The sequence below is a fragment of the Parasalinivibrio latis genome (genome assembly GCF_036825535.1).
Taxonomy (GTDB): Bacteria; Pseudomonadota; Gammaproteobacteria; order Enterobacterales; family Vibrionaceae; genus Parasalinivibrio; species Parasalinivibrio latis.
Window position 1 is genome coordinate 2,181,603 of record NZ_CP098812.1, and the last position, 17,169, is coordinate 2,198,771.

Genomic DNA, 17,169 nt, shown 5'->3' on the forward strand with positions numbered 1-17,169 from the left:
CTCCCCGGTAATGAACACCATCAGGACAACTGACACCGTGACTATCCCTGCAACCTTCCCAATTTCCGCCATCGAAGCAGACTTTCACCAACACATTGAAAGCCAGCACCTGGTGATAGAAGCAGAAACCGGTTCCGGTAAGTCCACCCATCTCCCGGTCTGGGCTTCTGACCACGGCCGGGTTCTGGTTATCCAGCCACGCCGGATTGCCTGTACATCCCTGGCAGAATTTATCGCAACACAAAAAGATGAGCCAGTTGGGAAGTCTGTGGGTTATGCCATACGCTTTGAAGGTCAGTTTTCAGAAAACACCCGTATTGTTTTCGCCACGCCCGGTGTCGCATTACGCTGGCTAAGTGAAGACGGTCTCGCGCACTTTGATATCGTCATGGTTGACGAAATGCACCTTCGCCGCTGGGATACCGACATACTGACCGCCATGTTGCTGGAAACGGGCAAACACCGGCTGATCATCACCTCCGCGACGCTGGATGCAAACAAGCTCACCGCTTACGTCAGCGGAATGGCCCTAAAAGCAGAAGGGCGCAATTACCCCGTTGCTGTGCGTTACATTGCTAAAGACTCTCGTTTCGGACCGGATATCCGGGGCATTGACCGAAAAGTGCAGCAAGCCGTTGCGGATATTTGGGACGAAACCGAAGGCGATATACTGGTTTTTTTGCCGGGAAGGAAAGAAATTTCCCAGTGCCAGTCAATCCTCCGGGGGCTGGATGCAGATATCATCCCGCTTCACGCCAGTGTGTCAGACGGTGACCGCCAGCGAGCACTGACCGCTACACAGCATAACTCGCTAAGACGGATCATCCTGGCAACCAATGTGGCTGAAACCTCGCTGACAATTCCCGGTGTCACTGTGGTCATTGACAGCGGCCTTGAACGCCGGACCCATCAGCGAAATGGCCGCACGGTGCTGGGTTTGCACAGTATTTCGCGGGCAAGTGCAGAGCAACGTAAAGGTCGGGCCGGTCGTGTTGCCCCTGGCATTTGTCTGAGACTGTATGGCAGCGCGGCTCCTTTGGAAGCCACAACGCCTCCCGATTTGCAACGGGAAGAACTCGTTGAGCCCATGCTGGCTGCAGCCTGTTGTGGTTACCGTTTGGCAGATCTGCCGTTACCGGACAGTCTGCCGGAAAAAACACTTGCAGCCGCAACGTCTTCACTACAGAAAATGGGAGCCATTGACGGATATGGTCACGTTACAGAACATGGGAAAGTACTCTATCCCCTCCCTATAGATACCCTTTTTGCCCACCTCATTTCGGTTATAAAAGAACCCGCTGTTAAGGAAGCGATGGTTGACCTTGCAGCGGCACTTTCCTTGCCCCAGCGCCTTTGGTCCATGCCCAGTTCTGAACATGCCATTGATGAACTCAGTAAGTGGGAACCACTTGGTTGTGACGCTGTCACTCTAATTCGACTGGTTCGTGAACCCGTTCCTGAATTTCTCACCGTTGATGATGATATGCGAAAGGAAGCCCGCCTGCTTTCAAACCAAATGCGGGAAGCGCTCAATCTCCCTGCACTCAAAAACACCTCCCCGCTATACAGGGAGCCTTTGATTCAACAGGTTATGCAGACTGCACCTGAACTGGTATTCGTACGCAGGGAAAGACGCCGCCAGGCTTTAGGAAATGGCATGGTGGAATGCAGTACCGGGCGGGACACCCGCTTCCCGGATTCAGCAGAAGCCGCCATTGTATTTGACCAGCACGCCGTACCGGGAAAAGGAGTGAAGCAAAACCTTGCTTTCGCAACCTGTATAGCTCCGGTGACATTCCGGCAACTCGCTGATTCATGCTTTGGAGAAGAGCAACCCGGACAAACAGTGACAGATGACAACGGTCAGTGCCTGACGGAAATTCATCGTGTTTTTGTTGGCAGAGTGATAGCAACCCGAACCGAAGTGCCCAAGGGAGAAATGGCCCGAGAAGTGGCCGTAGACCAAATACTGTCCGGGGAGATCATGCCGGGCCTTGCCGATACATTGAGCACAGCAATCCACCAGTGGAACCTCTACCTGGCGCTGGGGCAATACAACCCTGATTTTTGCAGCCGCAGCCCACAGGCTGTGCATTTCGAAACCTGGCTTACCCAGCAGATTGAAGATCTCGGCATTGAGTCACCGGAAGATCTGCAGCTCTTCGAGCCTTCAGATTTTATTTTTGACGGAATCCCCGAATGGGAGCGGAAAGACTTCGATGAAGCCTACCCGCATGAGGTTAAATTATCCGACCTGACACTCCGGATTGAGTATGATCCTCCCCGCAAACAGGTCACTGCCATACACGTTGACGGAGGGCGCAAGGCAGATCCAAAACGTTGGGAACTGCCTCGCTGGCAAGGGTGGCGTGTACAGTACAGGAAAGCCAGCCGGACAATTGATATCAAGTAACTTCAGCTATGCTTCCACAACCGGTGCTTCGGGGGCATTGTTTTGCACAGATTTAATGCCGTTTTCCATCGCAGCTTTACTCGAATAGTATTCACTGCGGCCAATTTCCTGATGATTGGCCGCTTTGAGAATAAAATAGGGTTCGCTGTTTTTATTCTCCCTTCGTTCGAAACGCTCATCCAAAGGCGCATTTTTCCTGACAGATTCAATTCCATTTTGTGCAGCTGCTTTGGTCGTATACAGCTCACTTGTCAAAATAACCTGACCGTTACTTGCCTTGAGGTTAAACATAAACTGGCCGTTGTTCGCGGTCTTTAACTCGAACTTTCCTGGCATGGCAAAGTCCTCTTTCTTGTTATGGACGGTTCGTGAATATTCCACGCGTTTGTATGTAACACCGGGTAATTATGGAAGGGAGTCATTAAGACATTACGCGCAAATTTAAGATGCACGATCAATGAATATGGCAGGAACGCCGTAGTACAATACGGCCGCAATTGATTGTGGAGAAAAGATTTTGCGATACGTTATTTTTAAAAACACTGCCCTTGCACTCATACTGGGCACCTCTCTCTCTTCCTATGCAAATGCAGCCGGTAACCCTGAAGCCGGTCATATTAAATCCCCAAGCTGCCGGTTTTGCCACGGTGAAAATGGTATTGCCCAGCGCAGCGATTACCCGAACCTTCAGGGCCAGAATGAGCAATACCTAATCAATGCAATGAATGCATACCGTGACAATCTTCGCACCGGTCCAATGGCTGCAATGATGAAAGCCCAGTTATCCTCACTCAATGAACAGGACATAGCCGATATCGCCGCGTATTACGCCGAAATGGGCAAGGGAAAATCTGGAAATTGACAGGACAGTGATGATCATCACAGACTGAAGTGCCCGCATTTTTATACAAGAAAAGTGTGTAATATGTCTCAAAGTTGAGCTAAACGTCACGGTTTAGGTTAAAAGACGGCTGAAACACAGAAAAGATGCCCGTCTCAGCTTTGGATCGTGTCACAATAGCTGGTCATAGGGAAACAGAACAAGGAAGGTTACCGATGTCATCAGACTATGATTACGGCACAGTGGTTGAAGAATCACCTTCTACGCGCACCAGGTCTAAAAATAGCCGCTCTAACTCCGTATCAGAGAAACAGCGCAAAGCCCATGAAGCCAGACGACGGATAGAACTCCTAAACGAATTGAAAGAAGCCGGTCTGACAGAAGACGAATTCTATTCCTGATTCTATGCATCTATACCCCTCTCCCGAGGGGTATTTGAAATTTAGTCCAGTCGTTTCCTGAAGCGCAGCGACGCCACCATTAAACCTACCAACGTAAACCCGCACAACCAAAGTGTGTCATCCATCAAATCTTCCACCTGAGCGTCCCGAAGGACTATACCCCGGATTAACCGCATAAAGTGTGTAGCTGGCAGGATCTCTGCGATCCACTGGGCAGGCTCTGGCATTGCATCATAAGGGAACATAAACCCAGACAGCAGGATAGAGGGCAACAAAACAAATACCGTCATCTGCATTGCCTGGAGTTGTGTTTTGGCGATGGTTGAAATAACCAGGCCAAGCGTCAGGCTGGCAGAAATAAACAAAAGTGAGGCAGTAAACAGGGAATCCAGCCCTCCCCGCACGGGGACGTTGAACAGGTAGTACCCGACGGTAAGTATGATCGCGGTTTGAAGTAACCCTACCAACACAAAGGGCAGCACCTTTCCAACCATCAACTCCAGCGGCCTGACCGGGGTATTAATGAGAAATTCCATATTCCCCTGCTCGCGCTCGCGCACAATGGCCGCTGATGTAAACAGTACCATGGTCATCGTCAGGATAACGGCAAGCAAGCCGGGAACAATATTTACTGCTGATCGTTGTTCAGGGTTAAAGTAATTCACTACCTCCAATGCAGGCACTTTTTTCTCCAGCGGCAAACCTGACAAAGGTTTCAACGGCATATTTCTCAGTGTACTGATTGCGGCAGCCACCATGGTATCGGAACCATCCACAATCCACTGCCCGACGGGCCGCGCTGTTTCAGGAAAAGCGTTGTTGTTGTAGTCAGGGTGGGTGAAAAGGCGACGCTCAAAGTCGGTTGGATACACCAGTACCGCTTTTACCTCGCCCCTTGTAATCGCAGCTTCAGCCTGTTTCACCGTCGGATACACAGTGACAAAATCCACTACCTGCGAAGCGGAAATATCTGCTGTCAACTGGCGACTGAAACTGGAGTGGCTTTGATCAACCAATGCTGCGGGGATATGCCGGACATCAGTATTGATGGCATACCCGAACATAATCAACTGCACCAGTGGAATCATGACCACCATCGCGAAAGTCATCCTGTCCCTTGAAAGCTGCCGCAGTTCCTTTTTCACTACTGCCAGAATCCTAGCCAGCCACATCGCGCAACCCTCCGGTACAGGTGACAAATACATCTTCAAGGCTTGGCCTGACACTTTCCACCCGGACACCGTTGTATACAAGTTGCTGTATCCAGCTTACAGGGTCAGAAACTGCCTTATCTACCAGAACCCTTAGACGGATACCCAATTGTGCTGCTGATAATATCCCAGGCTGATCCAGAAGATTTTTTTTCAGCGTGCGAAGATCCGTCGCCTCTATTTCAATCACGTTTGCACCCATACCCTCCATGAGGGACTCAGGTGATCCGTCAGCCCGTTTCTGGCCCCGTTCAAGAATCGCAAGCCGGTGGCAACGCTCTGCTTCGTCCATGTAATGCGTAGAAACCAAAATGGTGGTGCCGTCATTACAGAGATCAAAAAGGCGCTCCCAAAAGTCACGTCGGTTTTCCGGGTCTACCGCAGACGTTGGCTCATCAAGAAACAACAATTCTGGACGGTGAATGGTTGCAGCCGCCAAAGCGAGCCTCTGTTTCTGCCCCCCACTCATCGACCCGGCCATCTGTTTCTGGCGGTCTGATAAACCATAAATTGAAAGAAGTTCATCTACTCTGGCTTTGCCCTGACGCCCCAGCCCGTAGATTTGCCTAACAAATTCGAGGTTTTCCCTAACGGTGAGGTTGTCATAAAGGGAAAACTTCTGGGTCATGTAGCCTATGCGCAGGCGCAATTTTTCTGCATCACCCGGCACATTCAAACCAAGGACATTCACCTCACCCTCGGTTGGTGACAACAGGCCGGTCAGCATCCTGATTGAGGTGGACTTGCCACAGCCGTTCGGCCCTAAAAATCCGTAGATAGTCCCCCGCTGTATTTCCAAATCCAACCCATCAACTGCCGTCATACGGCCAAAGCGTTTGGTCATCCCGGACGTTTTGATGGCGAAATCAGTCATGGCAACACGACCTGTGCCGGTAAACCGGCAGGCAACCCGGTGGCATTCTCTTCAAGTTGTACTTCCATTTCATACATCAACCTTGCCCGGTCATTCTCGGTTAACGCGAAATAAGGGGTGAAAACGGATTCGGAAGATATCCAGCGAACATGTCCTTCGAAAACGGTTTCACTGCCATCAACCTGAACGTCCAGTTGCTGGCCGACTTTAAGGTTAATCCGATCAGGTTCCGGAACATAAACCCTTGCATAAGGGCTCCTGTCAGCAAGAAGCACAGCTACGGGGGCACCGGCTGGAATTCTTTCCCCCTGGAACCAAGGCAATGAATCAATCCAGCCGTTTGCCGGGGCAGTAAGAAGCGTGTCATCATACTTGTGCTGGGCTGCTTCCACCTTCGACTGAGCCTCTTCTACTGACATTTTGGCCTGCTCAATCTGTTCGGCCCGGGTTCCCGCTTTTAGCAGCGCCAGTTGTTGGCGGGCTTCCTCAAGCCGAGCTTCTGAATTGTCCCGCAGTGCCCTGGCACTATCCAATTCAGCCTTTCCTTGCACCCCTCGCTTCACCAGGGACTGGGTCCGGGTAAAATGTTTCACGGCATCCTCAAGTGTCGCTTCAGCCCCGACTACCCGTGCAACGGCCACAGCAATATCCTCTTTACGAGGTCCACTTTCCAATTCAGCCAGGCGAGCTTTGGCTCCGACCAACGCCGCTTTTGTACGGTTAAGTTCACTCGCCGCCAGCGTACCGTCCAGCCGGCCGATACCCTGACCTTTTTTCACTTCCTGCCCCTCTTTGACATCCAGCGTTACCAGGGTTTCTGACTGTGGTGCTGTTACAAGGTACCGATCCATTTCCAGCGTACCCAAAGCGACATTGACTTCCTGCTGTTGGCACCCTGAAAGAAAAAAGCCTGCGAGTAAGATCATTATTGATTTAGTGCTAGTCATGGTTGCCTCCAGATTCTCCGTCTTCTGGTTTGCCTGTGGATTTATGCAGACCACCGCTTAGCATGCCCTGCTTGAGAACATTGCCATTGTGGTGGGCCAGTACTGAAAGTGTTTCTGTCGAAAGGTCAATACCGAGTTTCGCCAACAACTGAGGAGGGGCAAGAAAGGGAAAGACTGTGAGGCTTACAAATGAAAGGCGGGCAAAATTGGGGTTAACCCCTTCTTTTAAATGATGGTTTTCCACCAACGAACGAGTAAGCCACTGCTGGGATGAATGAATAAGGTCAATAAACACACCTTCAGTGATCTGCCGTGGGGCTTCATTTTCATCCATCATCATTGCACGTAACAGCAACTTGGGCAGATCGGGACTCGGGGCCATGACCTTATAGTAGGTTTCGATAATGTCCTGTATATCTGTCTGGTCCGGGTTCCGGGACGCTTGTAGCATCTTTTCCCGCATCGGGGCCAGAGTGTCACGCAGCATCGCCTCGTACAGACCAGCTTTGTCACCGAAGTAGTAGCGGATAAGCGCAGCATTCACGCCTGCCTTTTCTGCCAGCAACCGGGTGGAAACGCGGTTATAGGGCATTGAAACAAACAGGGCTCGCGCTGCATCAATCAGCTGTTGACGGGATTGGGTATCACCGGATGGACGGCCAGGTCGCTTACTCATGGGAACTCCACGAATTAATCACGTGATTAATATAGTAAGCAATCCGTATTGCTTTGGCAGGAAAATTATTCTTCAAAACAGGCAGGTTTGATTAATTATGCCTGCCTGACATTGTCTTTAAAGGACTACAGAAAGTAACTCTTCATCACCAAGCAACGTAAGTACACGAAGCGTATTATTTTCCATGAGGCCATATGAAGGGACCCCTTCTCCACGGGGAATCGTGGTAGAACCAGGGTTAAAATGAATATGCTCTCCCACCTGCCCGGCAACCGGTATATGGGTATGGCCGTAAACCAGAACATCACCCGGAGCCATCGGCGGCAGTTTATCCGGGCCGAAAACGTGTCCGTGAGTCAGAAACAGGCGGTGCTTGGGAATCAGGACAGTTTGCCATGTTGCTGTAATTGGGAACTGACAGAGCATCTGGTCGACTTCACTGTCACAATTACCGCGCACCGCGATTATCCTGTCAGCTACGCCATTCAAAAGATCAGCAACCGCTGCCGGGTTATAGCTTTCCGGTATGGCATTTCTAGGGCCGTGGTACAAAAGATCCCCCAACAGCACTAACCAATCTGCCCCACTTTCTTTGAATTTGGAAACAATCTGCTCAGCAGCACTGGCTGAACCATGCAAATCAGAAGCGAAGAAAAGTTTCATCTGCTCTTAGTCCCGTAAATGCTAACAGGCAGGGACTATACTCGCTTGATACCACGTTGCAATCCCTGCCCACTTGAGAAGTTTAGTGGACAGGACGTTATTAAGCAGGAATCAGGATAATCACCGACTCGCGCTTTTCATCTGCATAAGCAAGCTCAGCGTGGGTATCACAGGCAATTGCTTTAAGCTGAGCAGGTTCCATTTCATACGGCAAAAGTACTTTAATGGAGTTGATACTCAGTGTTTTCGCCAGGCGAACCAATCTGGCGATATTTTCTTCATCGCTTACCTGGGAAGACAAATGGAATGCCGCCAATTCGTGGAATTGATCTGCGACGGAGTGATCTGCGGCGACTTTGGCCTGCCATGCCACATTGAAAACGGGCATGATGGATTTAATTGCCTGGTAAAAAGTCCATTTTCTTTTTGGTGCGTCACAAAGGAAGTGGGTGTAGTCAAACTCTACAACTGCGGATTGCACTTCCTTGGATGCGGCTGAACAAATGTCCATACATAGTCCTCGCAATCTGAACAGCTAACTGAACACCACCAATATAAACAACTTTGGATTAGCCAAACAACCAAATTTTCATTTATAAATTAAAGGATTACATCGCATTTTCATTTCGAGCACATAAGAAACAAAATGCGATCAATGTCGAAACAATTCAGCGCACGGGTGCGAGCCCCAAAAAGGCTCACACACCATGCAGTGACGTTTACAGTGCTTTATAAACGACCTTGTTGCCAGCCAGCTGAATGCGTTCCGCAACGCCTTCTTCAGTCAGCTTTTTCAGTGCGCCGGTTGCCCAGGAAGCAGCTTTGCCATCTTCCTGACCTGCTTCCAGGCCAATACCCTTAGGGTTGATACCTTCAGGATTGGCACGAAGGATGTCCAGAACCTGCTGTTGCTTTGGAGTCAGAGCGATATCAGAGGTAACAGCAACTTGAGATTGGGCTGGCTCTGCCTTCTTGGCAACTGGCTTTTCTGCCACTGGCTTGGCTACAGTTTTCGCAACTGGTTTTTTCGCAGCCACAGCTGACATAACCAGGGTGCTTCTACTTTTGTTCAGCTTGAGTTTTACTTTACGTTTGTGTGAAAGTTTCATTGATCAGTCCTACTCCGGTGCATGACCACATCGCCCACGAGATGCAGCGGGACAAAAGAAAGCGGGATTTATATCAGAAATTGCCTATTTTTGACAATTCCATTGCTTTGCCTGGATGATATCTGACCAAATCAGCATGTTATGTACAATTTATTCTCCCACCATTCACCTTTTCCAGACACGTCGTATACTTTGGGAAGGGAAAAGAGTGTTTATACCCAAATCACCTCAAGGTGCAGTTTTCAGCTAGAGTTGATTGGCTGTCAGTCAAGGCACTGTTTTGACGATCTAGTGGCTCTAAATCAAGAAACAGCATTCAGAGAGCGGGTTATTACAAGCGAAATTCAAAAGAGAATTGCGTGGACGGAGGTCGCTGAAAAATGCTGGAAACTCTTCACATCATGCCCAGACGAATCCGTTACAGCCGTTGGGCATCAATTTCACTTTCTATCGCCGTGCTGGCTGTGCTGTCAGGTGTACTTTCGTACTATCACGTTCCCCCGGCATCGTCGGCGGTCTTGCTGTTTTTGGTTGGGGCTTTGTCCTTTTACCTCGTATATCAACTCAATCAATCCGGTATCTCTTTCTCCCTCAGTTACATTCACCTGCAACATCACAGCCCTAAGGGGGGGTGGACACTCAAGTGGCGCAATATTTCCCATATCGGAGTACCTGTCATTTCTATTCAAGGGTGGAGCCACCCCGTTCCCTGGGCAGGGTTTCGGTTAAAAACCTACGCCCCTCTTCTGAATACCATCAGCCTTCGACTGGCAAGCGACATCATCACTCGGCAACGCCCTCTCCTCATAACCGCTATTCGTAAAGGGGAGAAGTTGACGGACAGGGAAATCGAAGACATGTTGTTCGATGACACGCCTTTTATGGATGAGGACGGACAGATTCACAGGGGCCTGGTGGCAATGCTGGCAAACCATATGTTGGCGATGCGTGAAGTACTGGGGTATGACCTTTATACCCAGGAAGAATTGGTAGACAGGCCACTTGAAGAGTTCATTGGACTGTCACGGCGCTATCTTGCTGCAGCGCCAACAGACGAGGAGCTTTCAGAAAGTGAAGCCGGGCAATAACCCCCGGCTTCATTTGTTCAATAGCCTTGTCGCTTAATGTATTGGCATTTCATCCGCAACAAACGGATTGGTGATGCGCTCATGGCCGAATGTTGATTCAGGGCCATGACCGGGAATAAAGGTGACGTCATTACCCATAGGCCACAGTTTGTTTTTCACCGAGCTAATCAGGGTATTGAAGTCACCTTTCGGGAAATCAGTTCGCCCAATTGCTCCATTGAACAACACGTCCCCAACCCAGGCACGTCTTGCAGTGTCAGAAAACAGTACTATGTGACCGGGTGTATGGCCGGGCGTGTGGAAAATTTCCAGTGATTCTTCCCCAAAGGTAACGGTTTCACCTTCGTTCAGCCAACGGTCAGGTGTAAAGGCCTCTGTGTGGGTAAATCCAAACATTTCACTTTGAGCCGGTAACGCCTGCAGCCAAAAGGCATCAGCTTCCTGTGGCCCCCACACTGGGACGGAGAACATACCGGCAAGTGCTTCAGTCCCACCAACGTGATCCAGGTGACCATGAGTCAGCACGATTTTTACCAGCTTCAAGTCAAGCTCGCGAATACGTGAGGCTATTTTGTCAACATCGCCGCCCGGATCAACGACGACGGCTTCTTTGGTCTCATCACACCAAATCAGTGAACAGTTTTGCTGGAAGGCTGTAACGGGGATAATTTCGTACTTCAAACTCATGACCGGATATTTCCTGAATATGACTCAAACGCTGCACCCAACGATTATGCGTTATTTTTCATCATCGAGTCTCAACTTTTTTACGTCGTTTTTCCATATTCCACATGGCCGCTTTAAAGAGAAAGTCATCTGCCAGCCATATTCCGTTCATCTTTCCTTCGCACAATAACCAAAAAGTAACAGTAGGCAGTAGGTCAGTCACACCACTGAGAAATCTAGCCACCTTACCCCTGTTGAACCGAAAGAGACTGCGATGTTTGATGTAGACAACGTGTTGCACGAGCGTTTTCCGAAGATTCAAAACAAACCCTGGCTACGCAAGCCCCTTCAGACAACACTTCGCCATTTACTCCATGAAGATGAATTCAGAGGTTTTGAAGAACGTTTTCCCCACCTGAAAGGTATAGAGTTTGTTGAGCAGGTGCTGGAGTACTTCAACCTGAGGGTGGAAGTAAACCAGCGGGAGTACGAGAGAATCCCTGCCCATGGCCGTGTGGTGATTTTTGCGAATCACCCCGTTGGCTCCTTAGATGGCCTTGCACTTTTAAAGCTGGTACATGACATTCGCCCTGACGTCCGGATCGTCGCCAATGATATCCTCATGCAGCTCGAACCCATGCACAAATTGCTTCTTCCGGTGGACAACACCGGAGGGAAAACCGTAAAAGAAAACCTGCGCGAAATTGACAAATGGCTGCATCAGGACGGCGTGGTTATTTTTTTCCCCGCAGGGGAAGTATCCCGTCTGAAACCTTCGGGTATTAAAGATGGAGCCTGGCACAAAGGATTCCTGCAGTTTGCAGCTCGCAACAGGGCGCCGCTCATCCCCATTCATGTAAATGCCCGAAACTCTGCCATGTTTTATGGCACCAGTATGTTATACAAACCACTCTCCACCCTCTTGCTGGTCCAGGAGATGTTCAACCTGGAAGACGGGAAGATTAAACTGACCATCGGCGAGCAAATCCCTTACGAGTCTTATCAGTCTACCCAACACTTGACTGTGAAAATGCGGGTTAAATTGCTTTATAAGCACTTGTACCGTATTGGGAAAGGGAAATCCGGCCTGTTCCAGACGGAAGCTCCCATCGCCCGCCCTGAATCCCGCACCGTACTGAGAAAAGAGCTGGAAAACAGCGAGAAGCTGGGTGAAACCCCCGATGGCAAGACAATATGGCTGTACTCTTCCTCGGAAGACTCTCCCGTTCTTCGTGAAATAGGGAGGCTGCGGGAAGTGGCTTTCCGGGCTGTGGGCGAAGGCACAGGGAAGCGCCGTGACCTGGATAAATTCGACCAGCACTACTGGCATTTAATACTTTGGGATCCGGGTGAACAGGAAATAGTTGGCGCTTACCGGTTTGCTGATACGGCAAAACTGATGAAAGAATACGGTGAAGACGCCATCTATACCTGTAGCCTGTTTTACTTTGACCGTGAAATGACTCCCTACCTTGATAAAGGACTGGAGCTTGGCCGCAGTTTTGTCCAGCCACGTTATTGGGGGCGCCGTTGCCTGGATTATCTCTGGTTTGGCATAGGCGCATTCCTGGCAAAAAACCCACAGTACCGTTACCTCTTTGGGCCTGTAACTATCAGCAACGCCCTTCCCGATACCGCCAAGGCCCTGCTGATTTATTTCTACAATCTTTATTTTCCAAGCCAAAAGCCACTTGCTGCTTCAAAGCGTCCCTTCCGACTGAGTGAAGATCAGGTTTATGAGCTGACCTCTCATTTCTCTGGCAATGATTACAGCCGGGATTTTAAGAAGTTGAAACACTTACTGGATAACCTTGGCTGTGCAATTCCAACCCTCTACAAGCAGTATGCTGAACTTTGTGACCCAAGTGGCGTGCAGTTTATCGATTTCAATGTTGATCCGGATTTTGCCGATTGTATTGATGGCTTGGTACTGGTAGATATCCATACTCTCAAGCCGCAAAAACGCGACCGTTACATCCGAGTTCACATGGATGCAGATCAGGCAGGATAAGCTTTGGGGATAATTTGGGTTGTCACTCTTCAGCAGGCACTTCGTGCTGGACACGGGCAGACAACAGCTCCCGGGTTGTGACAGGCGTGACACCCGGCTTTGGCCGGTCATACTGGTAGATATCACGCCTGAACTGACGCCGTCCCTGATTATCTACCCATGCTGTCTGGTAGATAGTATAAACAGAGATGCGCTTGTTCAACGCAACAGCTTTGGTTTCCGGCACTTCCTGGTAATAGCTGTAGTCCGCAACACTCATGCCCGAATAGCGTAGCAGCATGTCGGCGAACTGTTCAGCATACTCAACCCGGATACAACCTGAACTGAAAGCCCGTGTATAGCGGTCAAACAACCCTTTACTCGGCGTGTCATGGAGGTAAATTGCCATCTTGTTGGGGGTATTAAATTTGTAGCGCCCCAACGCATTCAGATCCCCCGGGGCCTGCTGTAACCGGTAAGGGAATCGCCGGATATCCATTTCATTCCAGTCAATGGTCTCCATGGGAATTTCTTCCCCGCCAACCCAACTGTCGAGCACGGTAAAATTGTTCTCTTCCAGAAAACCATGGTTTTTCTTCACCTTGGGGAGGATATCCCGGTGCATGATTTTTGCCGGAACATTCCAGTGCGGGTTGAATATCACTGAATCGACGCGGGAGTTAAACAACGGAGTTTTCCGGCTTGGGCGGCCAACGATAACCCGGCTTCCCAGTACCAGTTCACGGTCCATCCAAAACTGCATTTCATAGTTTGGGATATTAACCAACACAATTCGGTCACGTTCTGTTGGCCACAGCCGTTGTCGCTCAGCATTGAGCGCCAGGAGGCGTATTCTGTCGTTTACAGACCTGTTGATCCAGTAACGGGTATTGGGGCCTACCACACCATCCCGCTTCAGGCCGTGGCGAGACTGAAATTGAACCACGGCTTCTACCAACACATCTGAATATGTCAGGGAAACGCTCTCGTTGTACCAACCGGAAAACAATGTTGATCCATAGACAGAATTATCATCTACATCACCTCCAATGAGCGTACCGTCTTCCCCCAAGGCTGCACTGGCAGCACGTTCCCGCACAACCTTATACCTGCCGTTTTCCTCAACCTTGTAAGTTCGGGTCATCAACATCTTAAGCTCAGCCGCATCTTCCGGCTCCAAATCGCCAAACGCTTCAAGGCGTTCAATAAGTGGCAAAGGGTTTTTCAGTTCATCCCCGGGGCGGACAAGCCCTTTTGAATAGTAATAAGGCACCCGAATATCCCTCAGGTACTGCAGCTGGCGTATTGCCATTGCAGTATCCGCATAAGGGAAGTAGTCCGGCACAAGGGATCGGACAAGCAGGGAAAGCGTCCTCGAATCCAGGGAAAGTACAAACTGTTCCAGCCACGCTTCTGAAGGTTCAGGAAGCTCCCCTATCATTGCGTTACCGAGCAGCCAGTTATACCCGTGCTCAGTCAACTGCTCGGAATAGCTCGCCAGCAACAACAGGCTGTCGGTTGCAAGAAGGTCGTAGCTCAAATAACGTTTGGATGCGTAGAGGTTGTCCAACTCTGTTACTCGCCATTCAAACTCTTCCCCCAGTCCAGCCAGGGAGACCATCGTCAACTGGGTTACCAGCGCACTGTAGGCATCAGGATCGCGCCAGATATGCGCGTATCCATTGGCGTAGTAAAGCCGGGCAAGTGCATTGGGAAAGGCAAAGGAAACATGTTGAGGCTGAGCTTGCTGTACCCATGTTTCAGCACTGTTTTTGGGCCAGGTAACCGCCCCATCTCCACTTTCGGATACACGCCCATCTATCTGCCCATGAGGGGGCATGGAAAAAACTGTTCCGGAGATAAGACAGCCGTAAAGTGCCACAGTGCCTATAAACAGGTATTTCACAGTGAGTTTCCCTTGCCCTTAATAAGTTAAGTATGGCAAAGCAACGAGATTGTGAAAGTACAGATTCTGATAAAAATAACACTGTAAGCATGTGATTGAATATCATGCGAATTTTTACAATGCCCCGCATTATGAAACACTTTTCCTTTTGGCATTCAACCAGAGAAAAATATCCCAATTACCGACTGTTAAATGCCATGTTTTAGAAAGTACATAAGAGGTAAGTTCTATAGCCAAACCACCTCAAGGTGCAGTTTGTTAGTTAATTACAGCTGTGAGGTGGTTATCCCACATTACATCTCCGTATGATTGGCTACGACCCACCTTCCCCATAACCTTTTCCTCTTTAAGCCGTACCACCCTGCCAATTCCGGAGCTGAGCCAAACGTCACCAGAGCCTGATGCGCCGGCTGCATCAGATAGTGATGATAAAGAAAGTAGCAGGCCTGTATCCCTATCCCAGCAACCGTAGCAATTCCCCCTCGGAGAGGTGGCAACAATGATTTTGTCGGTAACCGTGACACTGGCAACATAGCCGTCAAATCGTCTCCATTCCCCCCAGGATGCTGCCAACATCCGGTATTCACCACCCGGCCGGTGGGTGGCGACCAAAGGAAGTACCGTTTCATCTGTATCCCCCTGGTATTGCTGGCCGGTAACTACCAGGCCATCCTCCACAGCAAGGTGCCGGATACTGAGTTGGTTATCAGGCAACCTGACCCGCTCTATGGTTTTCCCTTTAGACAAGGAAACATACACCAAGGACGGCTCCATGGTTTCCAGATTGAGCTTTTTACGCTCGCGGGTATGAATACCGCCAACTGCCACCACCAGGGTATCATCGTCAAAGAGAGCAAGTTCATGGGGCCCAATACCGACACCGGTAATTTCACCTGAGCGTGTGAGGCCATTTCTGACATCGAAGACACCTATACTCCCCGCACTGGATTCAAAAGTACCTTCGGTTGCAAACAGCGTGTTCCCATCTGCAGACAAAACAGCATGGCCGTAAAAATAGTTGCCATCTCCAGGGACCGCAGATGCGTAATGCTCTCCGGTTTTATAGTTGAATGCTTCAATGAATTTCCCTGGACGGCGTGCAACAGCAAATGCCAGATCACCGTGTTGCTGAACTGCAACTCCATGCCCTCTGGCAGGCAACGGGTACCTTTGCAGCAGCCTCCCTCCGGTATCGGAGACCGCCGCATAGAAGTTACCCTTGGCATCCTTGGCGCACCCCAGCAGAGAGACACGCTCATTGTCCCCAATTTCAGTGGCAAGCAGCCTTGCAGGGTTATACAGGGACAAGACTGTACCGGCTGCTGCCAGGCTTGCTAATTTCTGCAGCGCTCCGCGCCGGGATGTATCAGTCGCCATCGGTTGCATTAAACCCCTCAACAATGCCCAACACCGGTGCGGCCTCATCCGAGAGTGCAATACGGATGTACTCCAATTCATTGTAAATACCAAGCAATTTGCGGTATCCACTCTCAGTATGGAGCATTCCCCAGGCAGTACCCCGTACCGGGAATGCCTCAACCAACAGGTTAAAATGCTTGCCGAGACGATCAGCCAATTCCGTTTTTCCACGTTCGCGAAGCTCAGCATCAAGTCCACCTCCATTCGCGAAATAGAGTGCCTGCAAGGCGACAGAGCTTGCCTTGAGACTTTCCAGGGATGAACGTGAGCGCCACGCTTCAAGCTGGTAAGGCTTTGGAGAGCCTGGCTTACCCAAAGGTCTGGCCAACTTTTTCATCACAAAATCAAACTGGTTTGCCAATGCACGGAAATAGGCATCCTTCCGCACTTTTTCCGGCGCACCTGCCCACGGGTCTTCATTCCAAGCTTCAGTGAGAAGGCCGGATGTCGCAGCAAGATGTCCACTTACTGCTTCACCAAGTTGACAAAAACGATCAGTTCTGCGGTCAGCATTTTCATCAAACAGAAGCCACTCCAAAGCGCCCAGCCCCTGGGCTGCAACGCTTTGTGTTGCCATGTAAGCCGGACTGAGTTCCTGTTTCCCTTTCATCAGGTGGGAGAGCTTTCTCCCGGTTGTGTTCTTCTTGTCCGGATAGAACTGGATTTGCCAGGCCAGTGTCATGGCTTGTTCTGGCCCCTGTTCCTGTCCTTGTAATGACATCCAGGACATAAACGCCGTTTTCCACTGCAATTTAAGCCCGGTCAGGCTTTCAACGGATCTTTTTTGGCAGTAAGCCCTGACCCCTTCATCCAGGGCAACAGCAGCCATCTGGAAATTCACAGCTCGTTGTTGTTGCAAAGGCAAGTATCCGTCGTGGGTGGTTGCTGCGTTTGTAAGGCAACCGGAAACTAACCCCATACTTATCACAGCAAGCAAAAATAGCTTTGTTTTGCCCATCGGCCTT

At 50.0% G+C, this 17,169-nt stretch carries 17 protein-coding genes; 5 read left to right on the forward strand and 12 right to left on the reverse strand.

Translation table 11 applies throughout. The features are described from left to right. Window positions 1-10: 10 nt before the first annotated feature. The gene (locus tag NF212_RS10115; RefSeq protein WP_434360865.1) at window positions 11-2,413 is read left to right on the forward strand and encodes a helicase-related protein; all 2,403 of its coding nucleotides are present in this window, start codon (window positions 11-13) and stop codon (window positions 2,411-2,413) included. Window positions 2,414-2,419: 6 nt separating this feature from the next. Here the strand turns inward: NF212_RS10115 and NF212_RS10120 are convergent, their stop codons facing one another. Beyond that, the gene (locus tag NF212_RS10120; RefSeq protein WP_434355208.1) at window positions 2,420-2,749 is read right to left on the reverse strand and encodes a YegP family protein; all 330 of its coding nucleotides are present in this window, start codon (window positions 2,747-2,749) and stop codon (window positions 2,420-2,422) included. A 178-nt stretch (window positions 2,750-2,927) separates the two neighbouring features. Here NF212_RS10120 and NF212_RS10125 point away from each other — a divergent pair, with 178 nt between their 5' ends. Together NF212_RS10125 and NF212_RS10130 are read left to right on the forward strand one after the other, a co-directional pair. Then, on the forward strand, window positions 2,928-3,275 hold the full coding sequence (locus NF212_RS10125; protein ID WP_434360866.1) for a c-type cytochrome: 348 nt from the start codon (window positions 2,928-2,930) through the stop codon (window positions 3,273-3,275). Window positions 3,276-3,469: 194 nt separating this feature from the next. Next, entirely contained in the window at window positions 3,470-3,655 is a 186-nt protein-coding gene (locus NF212_RS10130) for a hypothetical protein (RefSeq protein ID WP_434355210.1), read from the forward strand. 41 nt (window positions 3,656-3,696) lie between these two features. Here NF212_RS10130 and NF212_RS10135 read toward each other — a convergent pair whose 3' ends face one another. From NF212_RS10135 to NF212_RS10165, 7 genes are all read right to left on the reverse strand, one after another. Beyond that, window positions 3,697-4,827 (reverse strand): ABC transporter permease, encoded by a 1,131-nt coding sequence (locus NF212_RS10135; protein ID WP_434355212.1) that lies wholly within the window; start codon window positions 4,825-4,827, stop codon window positions 3,697-3,699. Then, window positions 4,814-5,740, reverse strand: a complete 927-nt coding sequence (locus tag NF212_RS10140; RefSeq protein WP_434355214.1) for an ABC transporter ATP-binding protein — start codon at window positions 5,738-5,740, stop codon at window positions 4,814-4,816. Before NF212_RS10140 ends, NF212_RS10135 begins: the two co-directional genes overlap by 14 nt. Beyond that, the gene (locus NF212_RS10145) at window positions 5,737-6,687 is read right to left on the reverse strand and encodes an HlyD family secretion protein (protein ID WP_434355216.1); all 951 of its coding nucleotides are present in this window, start codon (window positions 6,685-6,687) and stop codon (window positions 5,737-5,739) included. The genes NF212_RS10140 and NF212_RS10145 overlap by 4 nt, the downstream gene beginning before the upstream one ends. Further along, the gene (locus NF212_RS10150) at window positions 6,680-7,363 is read right to left on the reverse strand and encodes a TetR/AcrR family transcriptional regulator (protein ID WP_434355218.1); all 684 of its coding nucleotides are present in this window, start codon (window positions 7,361-7,363) and stop codon (window positions 6,680-6,682) included. The genes NF212_RS10145 and NF212_RS10150 overlap by 8 nt, the downstream gene beginning before the upstream one ends. A gap of 117 nt (window positions 7,364-7,480) precedes the next feature. Beyond that, the gene (yfcE, locus tag NF212_RS10155; protein ID WP_434355220.1) at window positions 7,481-8,026 is read right to left on the reverse strand and encodes a phosphodiesterase; all 546 of its coding nucleotides are present in this window, start codon (window positions 8,024-8,026) and stop codon (window positions 7,481-7,483) included. Between the two features lie 100 nt (window positions 8,027-8,126). Next, window positions 8,127-8,537 carry a hypothetical protein gene (locus NF212_RS10160; RefSeq protein WP_434355222.1) on the reverse strand — a complete coding sequence of 137 codons (411 nt, stop codon included), beginning with the start codon at window positions 8,535-8,537 and terminating at the stop codon, window positions 8,127-8,129. A 208-nt stretch (window positions 8,538-8,745) separates the two neighbouring features. Further along, window positions 8,746-9,135 carry a MarR family transcriptional regulator gene (locus tag NF212_RS10165; protein WP_434355224.1) on the reverse strand — a complete coding sequence of 130 codons (390 nt, stop codon included), beginning with the start codon at window positions 9,133-9,135 and terminating at the stop codon, window positions 8,746-8,748. 380 nt (window positions 9,136-9,515) lie between these two features. Between NF212_RS10165 and NF212_RS10170 the strand changes: the two genes are divergently transcribed. Then, the gene (locus tag NF212_RS10170; protein ID WP_434355226.1) at window positions 9,516-10,223 is read left to right on the forward strand and encodes a DUF2982 domain-containing protein; all 708 of its coding nucleotides are present in this window, start codon (window positions 9,516-9,518) and stop codon (window positions 10,221-10,223) included. 33 nt (window positions 10,224-10,256) lie between these two features. Here the strand turns inward: NF212_RS10170 and NF212_RS10175 are convergent, their stop codons facing one another. Further along, the gene (locus NF212_RS10175) at window positions 10,257-10,910 is read right to left on the reverse strand and encodes an MBL fold metallo-hydrolase (RefSeq protein ID WP_434355228.1); all 654 of its coding nucleotides are present in this window, start codon (window positions 10,908-10,910) and stop codon (window positions 10,257-10,259) included. Window positions 10,911-11,163: 253 nt separating this feature from the next. Between NF212_RS10175 and NF212_RS10180 the strand changes: the two genes are divergently transcribed. Beyond that, window positions 11,164-12,900, forward strand: coding sequence for a lysophospholipid acyltransferase family protein (locus NF212_RS10180; protein ID WP_434355230.1), 1,737 nt, complete (start codon window positions 11,164-11,166; stop codon window positions 12,898-12,900). A 22-nt stretch (window positions 12,901-12,922) separates the two neighbouring features. On the opposite strand, the gene NF212_RS10185 is transcribed toward NF212_RS10180, so the two are convergent. From NF212_RS10185 to NF212_RS10195, 3 genes are all read right to left on the reverse strand, one after another. Continuing rightward, window positions 12,923-14,785: a L,D-transpeptidase family protein gene (locus NF212_RS10185; protein ID WP_434355232.1), complete on the reverse strand. Its 1,863-nt coding sequence runs from the start codon at window positions 14,783-14,785 to the stop codon at window positions 12,923-12,925. A gap of 258 nt (window positions 14,786-15,043) precedes the next feature. Continuing rightward, window positions 15,044-16,162, reverse strand: coding sequence for a DUF1513 domain-containing protein (locus NF212_RS10190; protein ID WP_434355234.1), 1,119 nt, complete (start codon window positions 16,160-16,162; stop codon window positions 15,044-15,046). Continuing rightward, window positions 16,152-17,162, reverse strand: coding sequence for an imelysin family protein (locus tag NF212_RS10195; RefSeq protein ID WP_434355236.1), 1,011 nt, complete (start codon window positions 17,160-17,162; stop codon window positions 16,152-16,154). The genes NF212_RS10190 and NF212_RS10195 overlap by 11 nt, the downstream gene beginning before the upstream one ends. Between the last annotated feature and the right edge of the window lie 7 nt (window positions 17,163-17,169).

Excerpts from the sequence above, each read along its gene's own strand:
- NF212_RS10115 (WP_434360865.1), top strand. The coding sequence starts at position 11 with ATGAACACCATCAGGACAACTGACACCGTGACTATCCCTGCAACCTTC.
- NF212_RS10120 (WP_434355208.1), bottom strand. The coding sequence starts at position 2,749 with ATGCCAGGAAAGTTCGAGTTAAAGACCGCGAACAACGGCCAGTTTATG.
- NF212_RS10130 (WP_434355210.1), top strand. The coding sequence starts at position 3,470 with ATGTCATCAGACTATGATTACGGCACAGTGGTTGAAGAATCACCTTCT.
- NF212_RS10135 (WP_434355212.1), bottom strand. The coding sequence starts at position 4,827 with ATGTGGCTGGCTAGGATTCTGGCAGTAGTGAAAAAGGAACTGCGGCAG.
- NF212_RS10140 (WP_434355214.1), bottom strand. The coding sequence starts at position 5,740 with ATGACTGATTTCGCCATCAAAACGTCCGGGATGACCAAACGCTTTGGC.
- NF212_RS10145 (WP_434355216.1), bottom strand. The coding sequence starts at position 6,687 with ATGACTAGCACTAAATCAATAATGATCTTACTCGCAGGCTTTTTTCTT.
- NF212_RS10150 (WP_434355218.1), bottom strand. The coding sequence starts at position 7,363 with ATGAGTAAGCGACCTGGCCGTCCATCCGGTGATACCCAATCCCGTCAA.
- yfcE (WP_434355220.1), bottom strand. The coding sequence starts at position 8,026 with ATGAAACTTTTCTTCGCTTCTGATTTGCATGGTTCAGCCAGTGCTGCT.
- NF212_RS10160 (WP_434355222.1), bottom strand. The coding sequence starts at position 8,537 with ATGGACATTTGTTCAGCCGCATCCAAGGAAGTGCAATCCGCAGTTGTA.
- NF212_RS10165 (WP_434355224.1), bottom strand. The coding sequence starts at position 9,135 with ATGAAACTTTCACACAAACGTAAAGTAAAACTCAAGCTGAACAAAAGT.
- NF212_RS10170 (WP_434355226.1), top strand. The coding sequence starts at position 9,516 with ATGCTGGAAACTCTTCACATCATGCCCAGACGAATCCGTTACAGCCGT.
- NF212_RS10175 (WP_434355228.1), bottom strand. The coding sequence starts at position 10,910 with ATGAGTTTGAAGTACGAAATTATCCCCGTTACAGCCTTCCAGCAAAAC.
- NF212_RS10180 (WP_434355230.1), top strand. The coding sequence starts at position 11,164 with ATGTTTGATGTAGACAACGTGTTGCACGAGCGTTTTCCGAAGATTCAA.
- NF212_RS10190 (WP_434355234.1), bottom strand. The coding sequence starts at position 16,162 with ATGGCGACTGATACATCCCGGCGCGGAGCGCTGCAGAAATTAGCAAGC.
- NF212_RS10195 (WP_434355236.1), bottom strand. The coding sequence starts at position 17,162 with ATGGGCAAAACAAAGCTATTTTTGCTTGCTGTGATAAGTATGGGGTTA.